The sequence below is a fragment of the Arthrobacter sp. UYEF36 genome (assembly GCF_040547025.1).
In the GTDB taxonomy this organism is placed as follows: domain Bacteria; phylum Actinomycetota; class Actinomycetes; order Actinomycetales; family Micrococcaceae; genus Arthrobacter.
The window spans coordinates 27,638-44,557 of sequence record NZ_JBEPOX010000006.1; the positions used below are offsets into that span (position 1 = coordinate 27,638).

The window sequence follows — 16,920 nt, forward strand, 5'->3', positions numbered from 1 at the left end:
TCAAAACTATCACCCGGCGGCCGGGGGCCCGCCCGTCGGACCGCGGGCCCCGACGTCGTCCTTTTCCTCCGGAGCGCTGGTCCCGGCGGCACCGTCGCGCAGGTGGACCTCGTTGTCAAAAGTCGGCGCAGGCCCGGCATGTTCCCGGTGCCGCACGACGTGGAAGAGCCGGTGGGCCAGGATCACGATTCCCACCCAGGCCAGCCCCAGGACCCAGCCGATGATCACATCGGTCATCCAGTGGTGGCCCAGATAGACCCTGGACATGCCCATCGCGAAGATGAAGAGCGTGCCCGCCGCAATAAGCGCGACCCGGGCGAGGGTCCGTGTGATCTGCAGGCACGCGAGGTACACCACCAGTCCAATCACCACCGTGGTGTTGAGTGTGTGGCCGCTCGGGAACGACGGCGAGCTTTCGTACGGCGGGACGGCGTCGGCGTGGTCCGGGCGGGTCCGGCCGATCAGTTTCTTGCCCATGGCCGTCGCGGTCACGGAGATGGCGGCGGCACCCCCGATCAGGATCAGTGGCCGCCAGGTCCGGCTGGCCCAGATGAGCCACACGGTGAGAATACTGCCGAGGATGGGCATCCCGATCCCGCCACCGATGTTGGTGAAACCCGTCACGAACGCATCAAGTCCGGGGCTGCGGAGCTGTTCCATGAACCCCAGGGTGGGCTTGTCCAGGTTGGCCAGGCCGGCGTCGTCCACGACGTCGTCGTAGACCTCGGCGCTCAACAGCGCCAAGGCGACGACGACGACGCCGCCGATCAGCATCGTGATCCACAGGGCGGCGTAGGGCACCACCCATTTGCCCCAGCGCTTCGTCAACCAAGTCTCTGTCCCGGTGTTCACGGTCTCTCCCGAATGTTTTCGCTGGCAGCCGGGCTGCCCAGCTTGCTTAGTATCGAAACTATCATTGACTAATGACTTCCCCCGAGCCCCGCCATGCCGAGTGGATGGGCCTTGCCCTCACCGAGGCGCGGGCCGCGCTGGCCACGGCGGACGTGCCGATCGGCGCCGTCGTCATCGGCCCCGACGGCACCGTGCTCGGCAGCGGGCGCAACGAACGGGAGGCCCTCGGGGACCCGACAGCGCACGCGGAGATGGTCGCCATCCGCGGGGCTGCGGCGCGGCTGCAGGAACTCAGCGCCCGGGACGGGAGCGCCGGTGACGGGTGGCGGCTGGCGGACTGCACCCTGGTGGTGACGCTGGAGCCGTGCGCCATGTGTGCCGGGGCGGTGGTGCTGGCCCGGATTCCACGGGTGGTGTTCGGCGCTTGGGACGAGAAGGCCGGGGCCGCCGGCTCGGTCTTCGATATTCTCCGCGAGCGCCGCCTTAACCACTGGGTGGAAGTGTACGGCGGGGTCAGGGAGCAGGAGTGCGCGGCGTTGCTGCAGGACTTCTTTGCAGGGCACCGCGGCACCTGAGTCACGCCCCTCCCCCACACCTGGGGCTCCCGGAGCTCCCGGAGCTAGCTGACGGCGGCGGAGCCTGTTGCGGCTGCCGCCAGGTTGTCGATCCGTTTCTGCCGGGTGGCCGGTGAGTCGAGGCTGAAGGCCCGGAAGTCGCCGAGGTCCTCGCGGATCCAGGCCTCAACTTCGGCGATCCGCCGGGTCACCGCGTTCGTGGGGGCACGGAACACCCAGGGCACGATTTGTTCCTTGCCGGGATCGTACTGCCACAGCCCGATGATCCGTCCCCGGTCGACGATGGGATGGTCCGGGAGGTCCGCCTGCAGCGCCAGCGAACCCAGGGTGTTCGCGTGCTGGTCCTCCTCGGCCAGCAGTTCGGCGGCATTGCGCCGCAAGAGTGCGAGGGAGTCCGTTCCGGCGAGCAGTTGGATCTGCTCGTCGTCCGGTTCCTGGAAGTCGGAGAGTTGGTCGACGTCGTCGGGCAACATCCAGAGCCTCTCCCCGGCGGCCGTGGGAACCTCCACCGCGCCGACCGCGGCCAGCGCCGCCTTGCTCTGGGCCACCGTGAAATCGGTGAACCACTGGGACTGTTTGAAGGTGGCCCCTCCGGTCCAGCCCAGGTAGCGGCGGACCAGTTCGGTGCGCCCCTGGTCGTCGTCGAGCGGGCTGGGCGGCAGGTTCCACAGTTCGTAGGCGTAGCGCTGCTGGTCGAGGCGGCCGTTGGCCGGGACCCGGCGGATGCGCCCCTGGGACTGCAGGATGCCGAGGGCCGTGGGCAGGGTGGTGGTGGCGCCCTTCCGTCTGCCTTCCTCACCGAGGTTCCGCACGGATTCGCCGAGTTCCTCCTTGAGCTGCCGCGGGTCCATCGGGACGGCGGCTTCGGCGAGCGTGTGCAGCACCTGCTCTTCCAGCAGGGTGATTTCGCCGCGGTCCACGCCGATCCTGCCGACCACCTTGACGGTCGCCTCCGCGGCGTCGCGGCCGAGCGTCAGTGCCCAGGCGAAGTCGTCCCGGCCCAGCACGTAGGTGCAGCCGCGCGCCGTCGGGAGTTCAAGGATCCGGTGCGCCAGGACGTCGGCGTCCACTTGTTCGCGGCGGATGCCGGCCCGGGCGAAGAGCGTCAGGTAGGGGTTGGCGCCGCCCACGGAGCGCGCCCAGCCCGCCCGGGCGAACACCTGCTCCGCGCTGCAGCCGGCCAGCGATCCGTCCAGGCCCTGTTTGTGCCAGGCCCAGGCGCGGAGCAGCTCTGGGGTGAGGGTCCGGGCGGGCGGCGCGTTCGCCGTCCGGGGCTGCGTGGTCAGGGGCTGGGGCGTCATGGGGTCATTGTCCCCCAGCTCGCACGGCAGGGGAATCTTCCGCGGACGGCTCGTCCTGCTCTACACCGGGTGGAGCAGCCGGCGGCTGTGCGGCCGGCTGCGCGGCCGGGTGCGCGGCGGGGTGCTCCGGGTCCAGCGCTGCCAGCACGGTCCGGGCTGTGGTGTCCCAGCCGGGCAACCGGTCCCGGGCGTGGACCGCCGCGGCCCGCCAGCGGGAGCGGAGGCCGGGTTCGGACAGCCAGCGCCGCAGCACCTCCGTGAGGGGCGCGGGGTCCGCACCGAGGGCGACGGCGGTACCCGGCAGGGTGGCTGCACCGTCCGTCACAGCGGGACTCGTCTCGGTCGTCGCGGTGGGCGCTGGCGCGACGGGCGCTGGTGCGACGGGCGATGGTGCCGGATTACCGGCGGCGAGGGCCTCGACGGCGCCGGTGCCGGCCCGGACCACCACCGGCACACCCCTCGCAATCGACTCCGTCACCACAAGCCCGAAGGTTTCGGCCTTCGAGATGAGCAGGCTGAGGTCGGCTGCGGCCCATTCCGCTTCCAGCGCCCCGCCCCGCAACTCCCCCGGGATCCGGATGCGGTCCTGCAGCCCCAGGCGGTTCACCGTGTCCCGGAGCCGCGCGGCATAGGCCTGATCCGCGGTGTCGGAGCCCACCAGGGAAGCGGTCCACGGCAGGTCCGTCAGGGCCGACATGGCTGCGAGGAGCAGGGACTGGTCCTTGTTCGGCAGCAGGGCGGCCACGGCCAGGAGGTGCGGCGGCACGGATCCGGCGGCGAGCGCAGCAGCGTCGTTGCCGGGCGGGGCGGTCCGGACACCGTCCAGCCCGTGCCTGGCCCGGATCCCGGCCGCAGCCGACGTGCTGGTGCAGATCACCCCGGCCGCGGCCCGCAGCGCCCGGCGTTCCAGCCCGGCTTCGTCATGCCCGGTCTCGTCCAGCGGCATGTGGAGCAGGATCCAGGCGGGCCGCCCGGCGGCCGCGGCCGCCGCCACCTCCTCGGGCGCTCCGCAGGCGAGGAGCCCGTCGACGAGCGTGACCTGGCGTTTGGCGGCGGCGGCGTCGCTGACGTCGTCATCGTCACGGTAGTTGGCGGCGCCGTCGCCGTCGCACAGGAGAGCGGCCAACCGCCGCCGGTCCTCCGGGCTGCCCACCGGCCAGCCGCCGTCGAACGGGCAGACGTCCACGTCCACGCCCAGCGCGGCAAGCTCCCGGGCGAGGGCGGCGTTGTAGACGTTGCCGCCGGAGTTGTGGCGCACGTTGCCGGGCACCACCAGGCGGAGGCGGAGGCCGTCCGGCGGCACGGTGTTCCGGGCTGGCACCGTATCCCTGACTGGCGCGGTGTTCCTGGCCGGCACCGAGGTCCTAGCTGACCTCGAAGTCGAGCGAGTAACTGGCCCACGCGTCGGGGGTTTCACGTAGCGTCACGTCCAGCCCGGCGAGCGCGAGCCCGTCCGCGCCGGTGCGGATCTTTGCTGCCATGGCGTCGGCGACGTACTGGGCCAGGACCTCGGTGGTGCTGAGTTTGCCGGCGAAGTCCGGGTGCTCGTCAAGGTTCTTGAAGTTCAGGCCTTCGAGGATGGCATCGAGCACCTCGCCGGCCTCGCCGATGTCCAGGACGATCGAGTTCTCGTTCAGGGTCCGACGGCGGAACGTCACTTCCGTGACAAAGGTGGCACCGTGCATGCCCTGGGCGGGGCCGAAGGCCGGGCGCGGGAGGCTGTGGGCGATCATGAAGTTGCGGCGGACGGTCAGGCTGAACACGGATTTACCTCGTGGCTTCTGTGGGGGCTGATCTGGTGGCGGGGTTTTGACGGATGGGGTCGTCACTGACCGGGTATTCGATAACGTGGCAAAGCGCGTCCAGTGCGCCGTCGGAGAGCCGCTGGACGACGTCGGGCAGCTCCGCGAGGGGGGACGAACCGGTGAGGAACGCGTCGAACGCGGGGTCGCTCAGCAGGGAGACGGCGAGCCGGAGCCGGTCGGCGTTGGTGCGCCGGTGGCGGCGTGCCCGGGCCACGACGCCGACCTGGCTGGCCCGGATGGACAGCCGGCGGGCGTGGAAGTCCTCGCCCAGCGGCACGCTGACCTTGCGGTCGGCATACCAGGACATCTCGATGACATCGCCGTCGTCGCCCGCGAGCTGCAGGGCGCGCTCAAGGCCTGCCTCCGAGGCGGAGCAGTGGATCACAATGTCGCAGTCCGGCAGGGCGTCGTCGGGGAGGCTGAACTCGACGCCGAGCGTTTCGGCGAACGCCCGCTTGGCCGGGTCGACGTCGATCAGCTGCAGCCGTCCGAGCGGGAACGATGCCAGGAGCTTGGCCACCATGCCGCCGACGAGGCCGGCGCCGATGACGGCGACGCGGTCGCCGAGGCGGGGCCCGGCTTCCCAGATCCCGTTGATCGCGGTCTCGACGGTGCCGGTCAGCACGGCGCGGCGGGCGGGGACGCCGTCCGGTACCACGGTGAGTTTCTCCACCGGGACGATGTAGCGGTCCTGGTGCGGGTAGAGGCAGAAGACCGTGTTGCCCAGCCAGTCAGCCGGGCCGTCCTCGACGATGCCGACGGAGAGGTAGCCGAATTTCACCGGGGACGGGAAGGAACCTTCCTGGTTCGGGGCGGCCATTTCCTCCGCCACGCATTCGGGGACCCGGGCGTTGTGTACGACGAGTTCGGTGCCTTTGCTGATGCCCGAGTACAGGGTGCGGACGAGCGCTTCGCCGGGGCCGGGAACGGGCAGGTCCTCGCGCCGGAGTTCCCCCTTTTCGGGGCCGACCGTCCAATAGGCAGTGGCTGTGGCGTGCTGTGCAGGCTGTTGGTCTGAGTTAGTCATCTTGCTGACGAATCTAGTCCCCTGCCCATGCGCGGGGAAGTGCCGGGCGTCCGGGCGCGCCGCGGTTCGCGGTCTGTCGGCGCTCGCGGGCGCGCCGTACCGCCGTTTTGTGGATGAGCGCCCTGCTCCGGTAACCTATTCAGGTTGGTGACGTGTCCGAGCGGCCGAAGGTGCAACACTCGAAATGTTGTTTGGTGAAAGCCAACGTGGGTTCAAATCCCACCGTCACCGCCAAGTGGCGAGGCCCCGGTTCCTTTGTAAACAAAGGGAACCGGGGCCTTTTGCTTTGCCCCGAAAAGGTGCTGCGGTAACGCAGCGGTAACAAAACTTAGAGGAAGCCCTCCGTCTGCAGCCCCGGGGGCAAACCGCAGCTTGCGATCAGGTTGTCCGGCGAGGCTCCCGAGTATCTGGTCAACCTCAGGATCGGCGGCTACTCGAACAACTCCACGCGCGGTTCGCCCTGAACACCGCTGCGCTGCAAGGCTTCACGCAGGTCATCCCTGCCGAGGAACGCCCTGGCGGTCTCGACATTGTCGAAATGATGGATGACGAGGACGTTGTCCGGGTCATCGACCATCCGGTGTACCGACTCCTGGGTTACCCCGCCCTCTTTCTGCATGTCGCCGACGGAATCGTAGACCTTGCGCCAGGCGTCATAATCGGCGACGCGGTGAAGGATGGTTGCAACGGTCATGGCGCTTCTCCCTTGAAGCGTGCCGCGCTGTTTGTTTGAGCCGGTTCTTGGGCCGAAAACGACTCAGGCTTTGGTTCTCGGCGGCGCGTGCACGATTATTTGCGGCGGGCCAGGATTGACCCGCTATTGGCTGTGTTACTCCCGCCCAGGCAGGCTGTCAACGGGGCTTCAGCCGCCTCATCTGTCCTCAATTTGATGTCACCTCAGCCCCACCCCAGGACCGGCGAAGAAACTGGGCAGGAGGTCAGGATCTAAGCCTCACGGTGGCGCTTGCTCCTAGCCAGGAAGCGTGAAGAAGCTCGTCGGGTCGTCGGCGCCCAGGAGGTTGCGATGGAAGACGATGGCGTCCACTTTCCGGGTGTCCACGAACACGACCGCGACCCTCCGGGAGTGCACCGGCTACGTTGCCTATCCCCCGCTAGCTCTTGAGTCCAACGCCTATCTGTCCTGCCGGAATCGGCGGGCCTGCCCCAAGGCGAGTAATGGCCTGTTCTGCAACCGCTACGCTGGCGGCCGGGTTCTTGAACCAGGGGGAATAGAGAATTGGGGATTACAACGAAGTCCCCCTCCTCACCCTTCCCAGGGTGAGGCTGCGGGCCCGGGTAGCCTAGGGACCAACGACTATTGGGGGGTAGCAATGAATCTGAGTCCAGCTTTTGGCATCATCGGCATCCTGTACGCGATCTTCACGATCGTGCTTGCCGGCCTGGCGGTCTACACCCTGGTCCTGGCCATCATGTTCCTGCGGCTGCGCATCGCGGAATTGAAACGCGCCGCGCGGGCTGGTGACAGATGATGCGCCGCACCCACAGCGCCTGGATCTTTCTCACCGGCGTCCTGCTGCTGCCTATTGGGTGGTGGCTGGGCTGACCTATCGGCGGCAGGTTCTCTTTCATCGACGCGATCATCGATAACACCGTCGCTATCGCGGCACAGGACGGTGACGAGACCACGGTGGAGCAGGGCTTTGCCATTCGGAAGATCGGCTGGGCAGCAGCCCGCAGTCACCCCAAGGCCGCTCAGGGCTTCGCGGGCTGGCCGCCGGAGGACGAGGACCTGACCCTCGATCTCCAGTCAGCCCGGAAGCGTGAAGAAGCTCTTCGGGTCGTCGGCGCCCAGGAGGTCGTGATGGAAAACGATGGCGTCCACGGGCCGGGTGTCCACGAACAGCACCGCAACGGTTCGGGAGTGGACCACGGTGTACCGGACAGGACCGTCCAACCAGGAGTGAATGCCGGTGTACTCCCCGACCTCGAGGCCGTCCCCGAGCAGGCCCCGCTCCAAGAGCAGGTCGTAGACAACATTCCAGGCGAGATCCATCAGTTCATGGATGACCGCCTCCACCGTCGTAGTCGTCATAAGGCTATGGTCCTCCTGGGCACCGACAGAATGGCGGAGGCGCTCAGTGTGTCCTGAAGGTGCTGATCGAGCGGGGCTAGACTGGCGGGGTAAGGACGGATTGGGGGATCCATGGCAGCGTTGCCGCAGTTCCGCTGGTCGGTCGCAGCCAGCGCGCAAAAGGATCACCGTGGCCTTCTTTCAGGACTATCCGGTACCGCCATCCCCGCCCCAGCAACGGGCCGTGAGGTACGTTCCGCCGCCCTGGGCGGGCCCGCCCGCCTACGAGTTGCCGTCCGTTATCCACCTCGGCCAGTTCCTGCACCGAAACCCGAGTGCCGTCATGGCAATAAAAAGTGTTGAAGTGTTCTCCACGGGTTGTTCCTTCAACTTGTCCTGGGTTATCCGCCGAGGAACCCGGAACGACGAAGAGTGGGGTGAGATGCATTCCCTGTTCTTTCAGCATGGACCAGTGACCGGCCAGCGCAAAGATCAGATGTCGATGCTTATGTTCGGCGTCGAGTTACCGGACGGTTCAAAAGCGATCACCGGGAACATGGGTCCCCACGCCTTCAAAGGTGAAGGCGGCCAGGAGCCCGAACCCCCAACGCTTGTCCTGGCCAACGGGGGTGGCGGCGGCGGGGACGATGAGCTGGCGGGCACCGGCGCCCTGTGGCTGTGGCCCCTGCCTCCTGCCGGCAACCTGCGACTGGTGGCTCAGTGGAAAGACTTCGGGATGGAGGAAACCACGGCTGTGCTTGACGGCGGGCAGTTGCGGGAGGCCGCGGCAGGCGTCCAGGAGTTCTGGACAGAGGAGGAAGTCATCGATGGTTAACCCCACCGAATCGTCCTGAACCTGGTCTTCGCGGCGATCTTCTTCTACATCCATCGGCCAGGCTGACGAGCGGCGCCGCAAGCGTGAAGAGGAAACGCAGTCCACGCCATGACCCAAAGCCCACCCTACGAGGGCGTCCACTACCGAATGCAGGAACCCTGACAAGGTCACAGTTGCCGAGTCTGCGTCTCCGCATATCCGTGACGTCACGCGGCAAAGAGCCGTGCACCATGCAGTACCTCACCTTGATCGGCTACGTGCAGCTCGATTCGGTTGGGGAACGGCAGATCGTCGGCGCTGGCTAGTCCTGTTCACCAACCTGTCAACGACAAATTGCACGGCATCACGCCGGACTAGTCTGCCGTACGACTCCTGGATCAACCACCCGTCAACGAAACCGGCTACTCCGCAGCGCCGTCCCCGTGGTTCTCATGTGAGATTGATCTGGCCAACAGAGCGAAAACGGTAGAGTTCGCGCATCAAATCCGTAACGAGTTCCCATTTAGTGCTTTGGTCAACAATGCCGGGATCCTCGAAAAGGAACCCTTCGAGGGCATGACACTTGATGCCTGGGACAGGACGCTGGAGGTCAACATCACGGCCCCGCTAATACTTGCTCAAGCAATAGGCCCCCGCATGTCCCCCGGCAGCAGCATCGTCAACGTCGCCAGCACGGACGCTTACGTCGGCTCGTTCCGCGGCATCGCCTACTCAGCCAGTAAGGCCGCGCTGCTTTCAGCGACTCGAAGCCTCGCCAACGTACTCGGACCCCGCGGTGTGCGCGTCAACGCCGTCACCCCAGGCTGGGTCGACTCCGGGATACTCACCGAGTCCTACGAAGCGGAAATCCTCACTCCCCTCGGCCGCAACGGACGTCCCGAAGACATCGCAAAGATCGTCACCTTCCTCCTGAGCCCTGACGCTGCCTTTATCACCGGCGCATCCATCGTGGCCGACGGCGGATACACCGGCGTCGACTACTTCATGATGAAGGAGGACCAGTCCTTCGGCTGACCGACAGATGGACGTTGAACCGACATGCACTGCAAACACCACTAAGTGACGGGCTTTCAGGACCGCTCCCCCGCCTATTCAGCGGAACCCGTTCTACAATTCCACGTTCAGCAGGCCGGCCGGTCGGTGTCCGCCTGGAAGCAGTTGATGTTGCCTCGAATATTCGCTCCATATTGTGGAAATATTCGGGTTTCCCTCAAGTCAGGCACTCTCTTGATGACCGCATGAGGGTTGGCGGTTTTATTGGATCACCGGGTGCCAGCCATTCCCTACCAGGCATAGCGGCCCTAAGCTTTCAATCCGGGGCAACTGCCTCTCATCAAAAACGGGGGAAAAATGCCAGACGCATGGACGTGTGACCACTGCGGCGCCAGGACAATCAACCGAAAAGTGGAATCCACCTCGCTGGGTGATCGGGCGAAGCAATTCATAACAGTCCCGGCCAGGTGCAGTGACCCCCGGTGTCCCAACAGCGACCATCTGCAGCCCGGCTTGGAGTGGTGCAGCCCCGCATAGGTGACGTCCCCCGCAGTAACACCTGGACGTCAGGTGACGACCCATGTGGGGGTGGCGGGAACGGCGCGCAGCTCGCCCTCGAGGTTCCGTGGAAGCTCCCACCGGGCCGAAGATTCCTGCAGCTGGCTCCATCGTTTTGAGACCATGGAGCCAGCCTTTGCGGAATCCAACTCGATCGGAACACCGAAATGGTCTCTCCCCAGAAAGATGCCCGGGCCAGATCCCACCGCAAGAGTAAACGCCTTAGCTTTAGCAGGCAATAGGCCCTAACTTGACTTGAAAATTCAGAACTACTGTGGTTTATCGCGCCGCGTTTTTCATATTCTGGTCCCGCATCAGGGATATTCTCCTCAGCGGCTAACCGGCGGGGCTCACCACGTCCTCCAGCACCGACCGGTCGAAAAAGCGGATCTCTCCGGTTTCCGGAAAAAACACGGGGACGACGGACGTGCTCGGGTCTTTCGAGGTTTCGTAGATTTCGGGTGCACCCCCGTGCCTGCGGGCAATGGTTCCGACCAGGTCCGTACCGCGGACTTTGACGGTCCGGTATTTGTAGCTCATTTGGGCTCCTTTGGTGACGTGGGACACAGCCTACTCCCCGCCGCCCACCCACGCCGGGCCGCACGGCGCGCACGTCATGGAAGAACGGGCAGGCCTCACTGGTGCACAATGCGTTCATGACCAATGACGCTCCCCGCCCGGTCTACTTCCTTTCGGACAGTACGGGCATCACCGCAGAAACGCTCGGCAACACCCTGCTGACGCAGTTCCCCGCGAACGAATTTGACCGCATCACGGTCCCCTTCATCACCACCGTCGAGCAGGCCCGGGCCGTGGTCAAGGTAATCGACAACCTTGCCGCCACCGGCCTGCAGCCGATCGTCTTTTCCACCGCCGTGGGCAGCGACATCCGCCGGACCCTGGGCACCTGCAACGGGATCATCGTGGATCTCATCGGGACCCACGTCGGACAGCTGGAGCGGGCCCTGGGAACGGAAGCCAGCGGGGAACCGGGCCGGGCCCACGGGCTGGGCAACGCCGCCCGCTACCAGTCCCGGATGGCCGCCGTCGAATACGCCATGGAGCACGACGACGGCCAAAGCCTGCGCGCGCTCGAAAAGGCCCAGGTCATCCTGGTGGCCCCGTCGCGCTGCGGCAAAACGCCCACCACCATGTACCTGGCGCTGCAGCACGGCATCTTCGCCGCGAACTTCCCGCTGGTGGACGAGGACTTTGAACGCGAAGGGCTCCCCAGACCGCTGCGGCCGTTTGTTTCAAAGTGTTTCGGCCTCACCACCAATCCCCTGCGCCTGAGCCAGGTCCGCACGGAACGCCGCCGGGGCTCGCCCTACGCGTCGCTGCGGCAGTGCGGCTTTGAGCTGCGCAGCGCCGAGCGGCTGTACGTCTCCCACGGGATCCCCTATCTCAATTCGGCCAGCGTCTCCGTGGAGGAAATGGCAGCCACAATCCTCCAGAAGATGAACCTCAAGCATTAGGCCACAGCGGTTCACAAGTGTTGCGTGGACCACATCATGTGGAAACACTGGCCTAGACCTGTCACTGTGGACAGGACTTGCGCCCATCAACCGGCGATCGCCCCGCGCGGGGCGGCGATACCGCATGCCACCATCTGCAAAGGAGCAGCAACCATGACGACAGACATCCTGTGGTTCTCAGAACTCGGTCTCAAGGACCTGGACCGGGTGGGCGGAAAAAACGCCTCCCTCGGCGAGATGGTGCAGAACCTGACGTCTGCCGGCGTCCAGGTGCCTGACGGCTTCGCCACGACAGCCGACGCCTACCGCAGCTTCCTCGCCGACTCCGGCCTGGACCAGAAGATCGCCGACCGGCTGGTCGGACTGGACACCGACGACGTGACGGCCCTGGCGGCCGCGGGCAAGGAAATCCGCGGCCTGATGCGCGAGACGCCCTTCCTGCCGGACTTTGAGGCGCAGATCCGCGCCTCGCACCAGAAGCTGGTGGACAAGCACGGCGGCTCCGAGGACCTCTCCTGGGCTGTCCGCTCCAGCGCGACGGCGGAAGACCTCCCGGACGCCTCCTTCGCCGGGCAGCAGGAAACCTTCCTGAACGTCCGCGGGATCGAGAACATCCTGGTGGCCATCAAGGACGTCTTCGCGTCACTCTACAACGACCGGGCCATCGCCTACCGGGTGCACCATAAGTTCGAGCATGCCGAAGTGGCGCTCTCGGCAGGCGTCCAGCGCATGGTTCGTTCCGACGTCGGCGCCTCCGGCGTGATGTTCACCATGGACACCGAATCCGGGTTCCAGGACGCCGTCTTCGTCACCTCCTCCTACGGCCTCGGCGAGGCCGTCGTCCAGGGAGCCGTCAACCCGGACGAGTTCTACGTCTACAAGCCCGCCCTGGAGGCAGGCCGCCCGGCCATCCTCAAACGCGGACTGGGCGAAAAAGCGCTCCAGATGACCTACACGAGCAACCGCGAAATCGGCCACACCATTGACTTCGTGCCGGTGGAGGCCTCCCTGCGGAACCGCTTCAGCCTCACGGACGACGACGTCGAGCAGCTCGCCCGCCACGCCGTCGCCATCGAGAACCACTACAAGCGCCCGATGGACATCGAATGGGGCAAGGACGGGATCGACGGCGGCCTGTACATTCTGCAGGCACGCCCGGAAACCGTGCAGTCCCGCAGGACCGCCGGCAGCCTCAGCCGCTTCCGCCTCAACGGGACCGGCAAGGTCCTGGTTGAGGGCCGCGCCATCGGCCAGCGCATCGGTGCCGGCAGCGTCCGCATCCTCACGTCCATTGACCAGATGGCCGCGTTCAAGACCGGCGACGTCCTCGTCGCGGACATGACCGACCCGGACTGGGAACCGATCATGAAGCGTGCCTCCGCCATTGTGACCAACCGCGGCGGCCGCACCTGCCACGCGGCGATCATCGCCCGGGAACTGGGGATTCCCGCCGTCGTCGGCACCGGCGCAGCCACCGACGTGCTCTCCGACGGCCTCGAGGTCACCGTCTCCTGCGCCGACGGCGAGACCGGCGTCATCTACGAGGGCCTTCTGGACTTCAGTGTCGAGGAAACCGAGATCACCCAGCTGCCCGAGGCCCCGGTCAAGGTGATGATGAACGTCGGCACCCCCGAGCAGGCCTTCACCTTTGCGCAGCTGCCCAACCATGGCGTGGGCCTGGCCCGGCTGGAATTCATCATCAACCGGCAGATCGGCATCCACCCCAAGGCGCTGCTGAACCTGGACGAGCAGCCGGACGAGGTCATCGCCGAAATCCGGGAGCGGATCGCCGCCTATGACAGCCCGCGCGATTACTACATCAAGCGCCTGGCCGAAGGGGTGGCGACCATCGCCGCGGCGTTCGCGCCGGAGCCGGTGATTGTGCGGATGTCCGACTTCAAGTCCAACGAATACGCCAACCTCATCGGCGGGCCCGCCTACGAGCCGCATGAAGAGAACCCGATGATCGGCTTCCGCGGCGCCTCCCGGTACCTGGAGCCGTCTTTCCGGGACTGCTTCGACCTGGAATGCGAGGCCCTGTCCTTCGTCCGCAACGAGATGGGCCTGACCAACGTCAAGCTGATGATCCCGTTCGTGCGCACCGTGGACGAGGCCAGCGGCGTGATCGACCTGCTCGCCGAGAACGGACTGCGCCGCGGCGAAAACGGCCTCGAGGTCATCATGATGTGCGAACTGCCGTCCAACGCCCTGCTGGCCCACGAGTTCCTGGACTACTTCGACGGTTTTTCCATCGGCTCCAACGACATGACCCAGCTGACCCTGGGCCTGGACCGGGACTCGGCCATCGTCGCGGCCAGCTTCGACGAGCGCAACCCTGCCGTCAAGAAGCTCCTGAGCATGGCCATCAAGGCGTGCAAGGCGCGCGGCAAGTACGTGGGCATCTGCGGCCAGGGGCCCAGCGACCATGCGGACTTCGCGGAATGGCTGGTCGAGGAGGGCATTGACTCCGTCTCGCTGAACCCCGACACCGTGGTGGATACCTGGATCCGGCTCGCCGGAGCGGCCGCCACCGCCGAGGCGGCAGCCAGCAGCTGAGACGCTCGACAGGCATAGCCACCTGGCACGGTTGATGGACGCGGTGAACTAACACCACATCGGCTTTGGAGACACCCCGGTCCCTCGGACCGGGGTGTCTCTGTGTGCCGGGGCAGCCAGTCCATCGCCACGGCCCGGCGCGGCGCGGCCCGGCACGGCGCGGCCCGGTGCGGCGCGGTGCGGCACCGGAATCCCGAACAGCCGCTGGACGCCTGCACAAGACGGGGCCGGCGCCGCCGTCAATTGGTCCATTGAGCAGCGGCCCCCGCACGCGGTTAGCTAAGGTCCATCAGCGTTCCGCACCAATGACGTTCAGGACACAACGTGACTTTGCAGCAAGATCGGGCCAACGGCGCCCCCGGACTTTGGCCCGACGTACGAACCGGCGACCGGCTTGGGGAGCTCCTTGCGGACCTCCCGGCCGACGCACCGTGCCCGGACGACTGCCACTTCTGCTCGGGTCCCGAGACGGACTGACACCGTCCGGGCCGCCTTTCGCAGCCCGGCAGAACGCGCCGGTAGAATCGGCGGACAGCCCGCAGCCGGTAGCGCCCGCGCGGGCCACCATGGCCGCCGCTGGTGAAGGGAGTGTTCCGTGCGCACAGCCGCCAGAGCACCCTTCCATGGCCTGCGCTCGGCCATGGTGGCACTCACGGTCCTTTCCCTGGCGGCGGGCGCGCATACGCTGGCCGGCGGGCAGTTGCCTTCCCCGGGCATCCTGCTGGCCCTGCTGGCGCTGACCGGGCTGGCTTCCACCACCGCCACCCGGCTGAAGCTGAACCTCCCGGCCCTGGCGGGGCTGCTCGGCGCGGGACAACTTGTGCTGCACGAGGCCTTCACCGCCTTCGGCGCCCCCGCCCTGGCCGGTGCCCGGCCAGGACCGGCGGGCGGCCTCGCCCACCATGCCGGGCCGGTTCCGCTCCCGGCCGGCTTTGACCGCCCGCTCGCGGCGTCGGGACTGGATCCAGGACTTTCCCTGCTGATGCTGGCCGGCCACGCCCTCGCAACGCTCCTTTGTGCCTACCTCCTCGCCCGGGGTGAGGCGGCTCTGTGGTCCCTTGCGGCCTGGCTCCGCCCGCTGCTCCGGCTCCCTGCTCCCTTAATGACCGACGCCGTTGCGGTGCCGGCAGCCACCGGCACGCCGGCGGAGTCCGTTCCGCTGCCGTGGCGGAACCTCCGGCGCGATTGCCGCCGCGGGCCGCCCGCCGCCGTCGTACTTCCCTGACTCTTCCCCCGGCCGCGGCCACGCCGGCGCCCCGACCTCCTGTGCCCCAATTCCAGGTCCGGACCAGCCGCCGCGCCACCTCCCCATTTTTGTGCGCCCGCCTCCGGGCGGCGCACGCTTGAAAGGCAAGCCCTGTGAAGACTGCATTTACTTCCGTCCTGCGCCGCACCCTCACCGCCACCGCGGTGGCCGGAGGAACCGCGGCCCTGATGCTCGCCGGGATTTCCGGCGCCTCGGCGCACGTCGGTGTCACTCCGGACAAGACCACCGCGAACTCCTACGCCCTGCTGACCTTCGGGATCCCGCACGGCTGCGAGGAATCCGGCACCACGAAGGTGACCATCACCCTCCCCGCCGAACTCAACGACGCCCAACCCACGGTCAACCCCAACTGGACCGCCGCCAAAGTCACAGAGCAACTGGCCGAACCGAAGAAACTCGTGGACGGGACGTCCATCACCAAGCGGACCAGCCAGATCGTCTACACCGCCAAGGCGCCGCTGGAGCCCGCGCTCCGCGATGCCCTGGTGCTCTCGGTGAAACTGCCCGATGCCGCGGGGAAAACCCTGTACTTCCCGACGCTTCAGAACTGCGAGGTCGGTCAGACCGACTGGTCCGAGCTCCCTGCCGAGGGTCAGGATCCGCACTCCCTCAAGGCGCCGGCGCCCTCCGTGGCGGTCACGGCAGCCGCTGCGGCGGACGGCCACGGCGCCGAGGCCGCCAGCGCGTCGGACACCACCCCGGAGACGGTCCAGGCCGCCGCGGTGAGCGACGACGGCGCCCAGGCACGCAGCTGGGCCGGCCTGGTGGCCGGCGTCGGCGGCCTCGTCCTCGGCGGCCTCGCTCTGGCCCGCAGCCGGGGCAACACCCCCGCACCGGTCAGCGTTTCGGCACCCGGCTCCGGGCCCAACCCGGCAACCAGGCAGTAGCTGACCTCGATCGATGCCCGGAAATCACAATCCGGGCATCAATCGGGCGCCGCCGTCGTGGCATCGTTGACTCAGGCCACAACGGACGTGAAGGTTGTGCCATGACGGCTCAGCGAATCAACACCAGACTGGTATTCACGACGGCGGCAGCCGCGGCAGCGCTCTTCCTTGCCGGCTGCGGCACCGCCACGCCCCAGGCCCAGACCTCCAGCACCCCCGCGTCCTCCCCCACCAGTTCCGCCAGCCAGCCTGCCGCCTCCGGCACGGCGACCGGCCCCGCCTCGTCGGCCCCCGCGCCGGCAGCGTCCACGCCTGCCGCGCCCGGACTGTGCAAGGCCGCCGGCCTGACGGGCACTATCGATTCCACCGGCGGCGGTGCAGCCGGCAGCGTCTACATGAAGCTGATCCTGACGAACTCCGGCACCGAGCCTTGCGTGCTGAAGGGCTTTGCCGGCGTCTCCCTCACCGCCGACGCCAACGGCGCCCCGATCGGCGCCGCGGCAACCCGGGACGAGTCCACGCCGGCCGCCGAGCTCGTGCTCGCGCCGGGGCAGACCGGCGCCGCCACACTGCGCTACAGCCAGGCGGCCAACCACCCCGACTGCACGATGGCCCCCGCCGCCGGCTTCCGCATCTACCCGCCCGAAGACACTGCCTCGCTGTTCATCGCCCAGCCCCGGGACGCCTGCAGCGACGCCGAAACCCGGCTGCTCACCATCGGCGTATTCCAGGCCCAGTAGTCCCGCAGACGCCGAGG

General features: G+C 67.2%; 17 protein-coding genes and 1 tRNA gene. 10 read left to right on the top strand and 8 right to left on the bottom strand.

Annotated elements, in window-relative coordinates; translation table 11 throughout:
- Window positions 1-9 precede the first annotated feature (9 nt).
- Window positions 10-852, bottom strand: coding sequence for a phosphatase PAP2 family protein (locus tag ABIB29_RS10455; protein ID WP_354172507.1), 843 nt, complete (start codon window positions 850-852; stop codon window positions 10-12).
- 71 nt (window positions 853-923) lie between these two features.
- Between ABIB29_RS10455 and ABIB29_RS10460 the strand changes: the two genes are divergently transcribed.
- A complete protein-coding gene (locus ABIB29_RS10460; protein WP_354172509.1) occupies window positions 924-1,427 on the top strand; it encodes a nucleoside deaminase in 504 nt (167 codons plus the stop codon).
- 44 nt (window positions 1,428-1,471) lie between these two features.
- On the opposite strand, the gene ABIB29_RS10465 is transcribed toward ABIB29_RS10460, so the two are convergent.
- The 4 genes from ABIB29_RS10465 to ABIB29_RS10480 are packed head-to-tail and all read right to left on the bottom strand — an operon-like array spanning window position 1,472 to window position 5,560.
- Window positions 1,472-2,728 carry a DNA glycosylase AlkZ-like family protein gene (locus tag ABIB29_RS10465; protein ID WP_354172511.1) on the bottom strand — a complete coding sequence of 419 codons (1,257 nt, stop codon included), beginning with the start codon at window positions 2,726-2,728 and terminating at the stop codon, window positions 1,472-1,474.
- Window positions 2,729-2,732: 4 nt separating this feature from the next.
- Window positions 2,733-4,049, bottom strand: a complete 1,317-nt coding sequence (locus ABIB29_RS10470; RefSeq protein ID WP_354172513.1) for a glycosyltransferase family 4 protein — start codon at window positions 4,047-4,049, stop codon at window positions 2,733-2,735.
- Between the two features lie 43 nt (window positions 4,050-4,092).
- Window positions 4,093-4,491, bottom strand: a complete 399-nt coding sequence (locus tag ABIB29_RS10475) for a 6-pyruvoyl trahydropterin synthase family protein (protein ID WP_354172515.1) — start codon at window positions 4,489-4,491, stop codon at window positions 4,093-4,095.
- 4 nt (window positions 4,492-4,495) lie between these two features.
- Window positions 4,496-5,560: a dehydrogenase gene (locus ABIB29_RS10480; RefSeq protein WP_354172517.1), complete on the bottom strand. Its 1,065-nt coding sequence runs from the start codon at window positions 5,558-5,560 to the stop codon at window positions 4,496-4,498.
- 146 nt (window positions 5,561-5,706) lie between these two features.
- On the opposite strand from ABIB29_RS10480, the gene ABIB29_RS10485 reads away from it, so the two are divergent.
- Window positions 5,707-5,794 (top strand) — tRNA-Ser (locus tag ABIB29_RS10485).
- Between the two features lie 196 nt (window positions 5,795-5,990).
- On the opposite strand, the gene ABIB29_RS10490 is transcribed toward ABIB29_RS10485, so the two are convergent.
- Window positions 5,991-6,254 carry a hypothetical protein gene (locus tag ABIB29_RS10490; protein ID WP_354172519.1) on the bottom strand — a complete coding sequence of 88 codons (264 nt, stop codon included), beginning with the start codon at window positions 6,252-6,254 and terminating at the stop codon, window positions 5,991-5,993.
- Window positions 6,255-6,891: 637 nt separating this feature from the next.
- Here ABIB29_RS10490 and ABIB29_RS10495 point away from each other — a divergent pair.
- The gene (locus ABIB29_RS10495; protein ID WP_354172521.1) at window positions 6,892-7,050 is read left to right on the top strand and encodes a hypothetical protein; all 159 of its coding nucleotides are present in this window, start codon (window positions 6,892-6,894) and stop codon (window positions 7,048-7,050) included.
- A gap of 278 nt (window positions 7,051-7,328) precedes the next feature.
- Here ABIB29_RS10495 and ABIB29_RS10500 read toward each other — a convergent pair whose 3' ends face one another.
- Window positions 7,329-7,613 (bottom strand): hypothetical protein, encoded by a 285-nt coding sequence (locus tag ABIB29_RS10500; RefSeq protein ID WP_354172523.1) that lies wholly within the window; start codon window positions 7,611-7,613, stop codon window positions 7,329-7,331.
- Window positions 7,614-8,064: 451 nt separating this feature from the next.
- On the opposite strand from ABIB29_RS10500, the gene ABIB29_RS10505 reads away from it, so the two are divergent.
- Both ABIB29_RS10505 and ABIB29_RS10510 read left to right on the top strand, forming a co-directional pair.
- On the top strand, window positions 8,065-8,427 hold the full coding sequence (locus ABIB29_RS10505) for a hypothetical protein (protein WP_354172525.1): 363 nt from the start codon (window positions 8,065-8,067) through the stop codon (window positions 8,425-8,427).
- A 438-nt stretch (window positions 8,428-8,865) separates the two neighbouring features.
- The gene (locus tag ABIB29_RS10510; RefSeq protein WP_354172885.1) at window positions 8,866-9,441 is read left to right on the top strand and encodes an SDR family NAD(P)-dependent oxidoreductase; all 576 of its coding nucleotides are present in this window, start codon (window positions 8,866-8,868) and stop codon (window positions 9,439-9,441) included.
- Window positions 9,442-10,314: 873 nt separating this feature from the next.
- Here the strand turns inward: ABIB29_RS10510 and ABIB29_RS10515 are convergent.
- Window positions 10,315-10,518 (bottom strand): hypothetical protein, encoded by a 204-nt coding sequence (locus tag ABIB29_RS10515; protein WP_354172527.1) that lies wholly within the window; start codon window positions 10,516-10,518, stop codon window positions 10,315-10,317.
- Window positions 10,519-10,634: 116 nt separating this feature from the next.
- Between ABIB29_RS10515 and ABIB29_RS10520 the strand changes: the two genes are divergently transcribed.
- From ABIB29_RS10520 to ABIB29_RS10540, 5 genes are all read left to right on the top strand, one after another.
- On the top strand, window positions 10,635-11,453 hold the full coding sequence (locus ABIB29_RS10520; protein ID WP_354172529.1) for a pyruvate, water dikinase regulatory protein: 819 nt from the start codon (window positions 10,635-10,637) through the stop codon (window positions 11,451-11,453).
- Between the two features lie 153 nt (window positions 11,454-11,606).
- Entirely contained in the window at window positions 11,607-14,009 is a 2,403-nt protein-coding gene (ppsA, locus tag ABIB29_RS10525) for a phosphoenolpyruvate synthase (protein WP_354172531.1), read from the top strand.
- 595 nt (window positions 14,010-14,604) lie between these two features.
- Entirely contained in the window at window positions 14,605-15,234 is a 630-nt protein-coding gene (locus tag ABIB29_RS10530) for a hypothetical protein (protein WP_354172533.1), read from the top strand.
- 209 nt (window positions 15,235-15,443) lie between these two features.
- Window positions 15,444-16,163 carry a YcnI family copper-binding membrane protein gene (locus ABIB29_RS10535; RefSeq protein ID WP_354172887.1) on the top strand — a complete coding sequence of 240 codons (720 nt, stop codon included), beginning with the start codon at window positions 15,444-15,446 and terminating at the stop codon, window positions 16,161-16,163.
- A 101-nt stretch (window positions 16,164-16,264) separates the two neighbouring features.
- Window positions 16,265-16,903 carry a DUF4232 domain-containing protein gene (locus ABIB29_RS10540; RefSeq protein WP_354172535.1) on the top strand — a complete coding sequence of 213 codons (639 nt, stop codon included), beginning with the start codon at window positions 16,265-16,267 and terminating at the stop codon, window positions 16,901-16,903.
- Window positions 16,904-16,920 lie beyond the last annotated feature (17 nt).

Bases quoted from the DNA above. Each gene is read 5' to 3' on its own strand.
- ABIB29_RS10460 (WP_354172509.1), top strand. From the start codon at position 924: ATGACTTCCCCCGAGCCCCGCCATGCCGAGTGGATGGGCCTTGCCCTC.
- ABIB29_RS10465 (WP_354172511.1), bottom strand. From the start codon at position 2,728: ATGACGCCCCAGCCCCTGACCACGCAGCCCCGGACGGCGAACGCGCCG.
- ABIB29_RS10480 (WP_354172517.1), bottom strand. From the start codon at position 5,560: ATGACTAACTCAGACCAACAGCCTGCACAGCACGCCACAGCCACTGCC.
- ABIB29_RS10490 (WP_354172519.1), bottom strand. From the start codon at position 6,254: ATGACCGTTGCAACCATCCTTCACCGCGTCGCCGATTATGACGCCTGG.
- ABIB29_RS10495 (WP_354172521.1), top strand. From the start codon at position 6,892: ATGAATCTGAGTCCAGCTTTTGGCATCATCGGCATCCTGTACGCGATC.
- ABIB29_RS10500 (WP_354172523.1), bottom strand. From the start codon at position 7,613: ATGACGACTACGACGGTGGAGGCGGTCATCCATGAACTGATGGATCTC.
- ABIB29_RS10515 (WP_354172527.1), bottom strand. From the start codon at position 10,518: ATGAGCTACAAATACCGGACCGTCAAAGTCCGCGGTACGGACCTGGTC.
- ABIB29_RS10520 (WP_354172529.1), top strand. From the start codon at position 10,635: ATGACCAATGACGCTCCCCGCCCGGTCTACTTCCTTTCGGACAGTACG.
- ppsA (WP_354172531.1), top strand. From the start codon at position 11,607: ATGACGACAGACATCCTGTGGTTCTCAGAACTCGGTCTCAAGGACCTG.
- ABIB29_RS10535 (WP_354172887.1), top strand. From the start codon at position 15,444: ATGCTCGCCGGGATTTCCGGCGCCTCGGCGCACGTCGGTGTCACTCCG.
- ABIB29_RS10540 (WP_354172535.1), top strand. From the start codon at position 16,265: ATGACGGCTCAGCGAATCAACACCAGACTGGTATTCACGACGGCGGCA.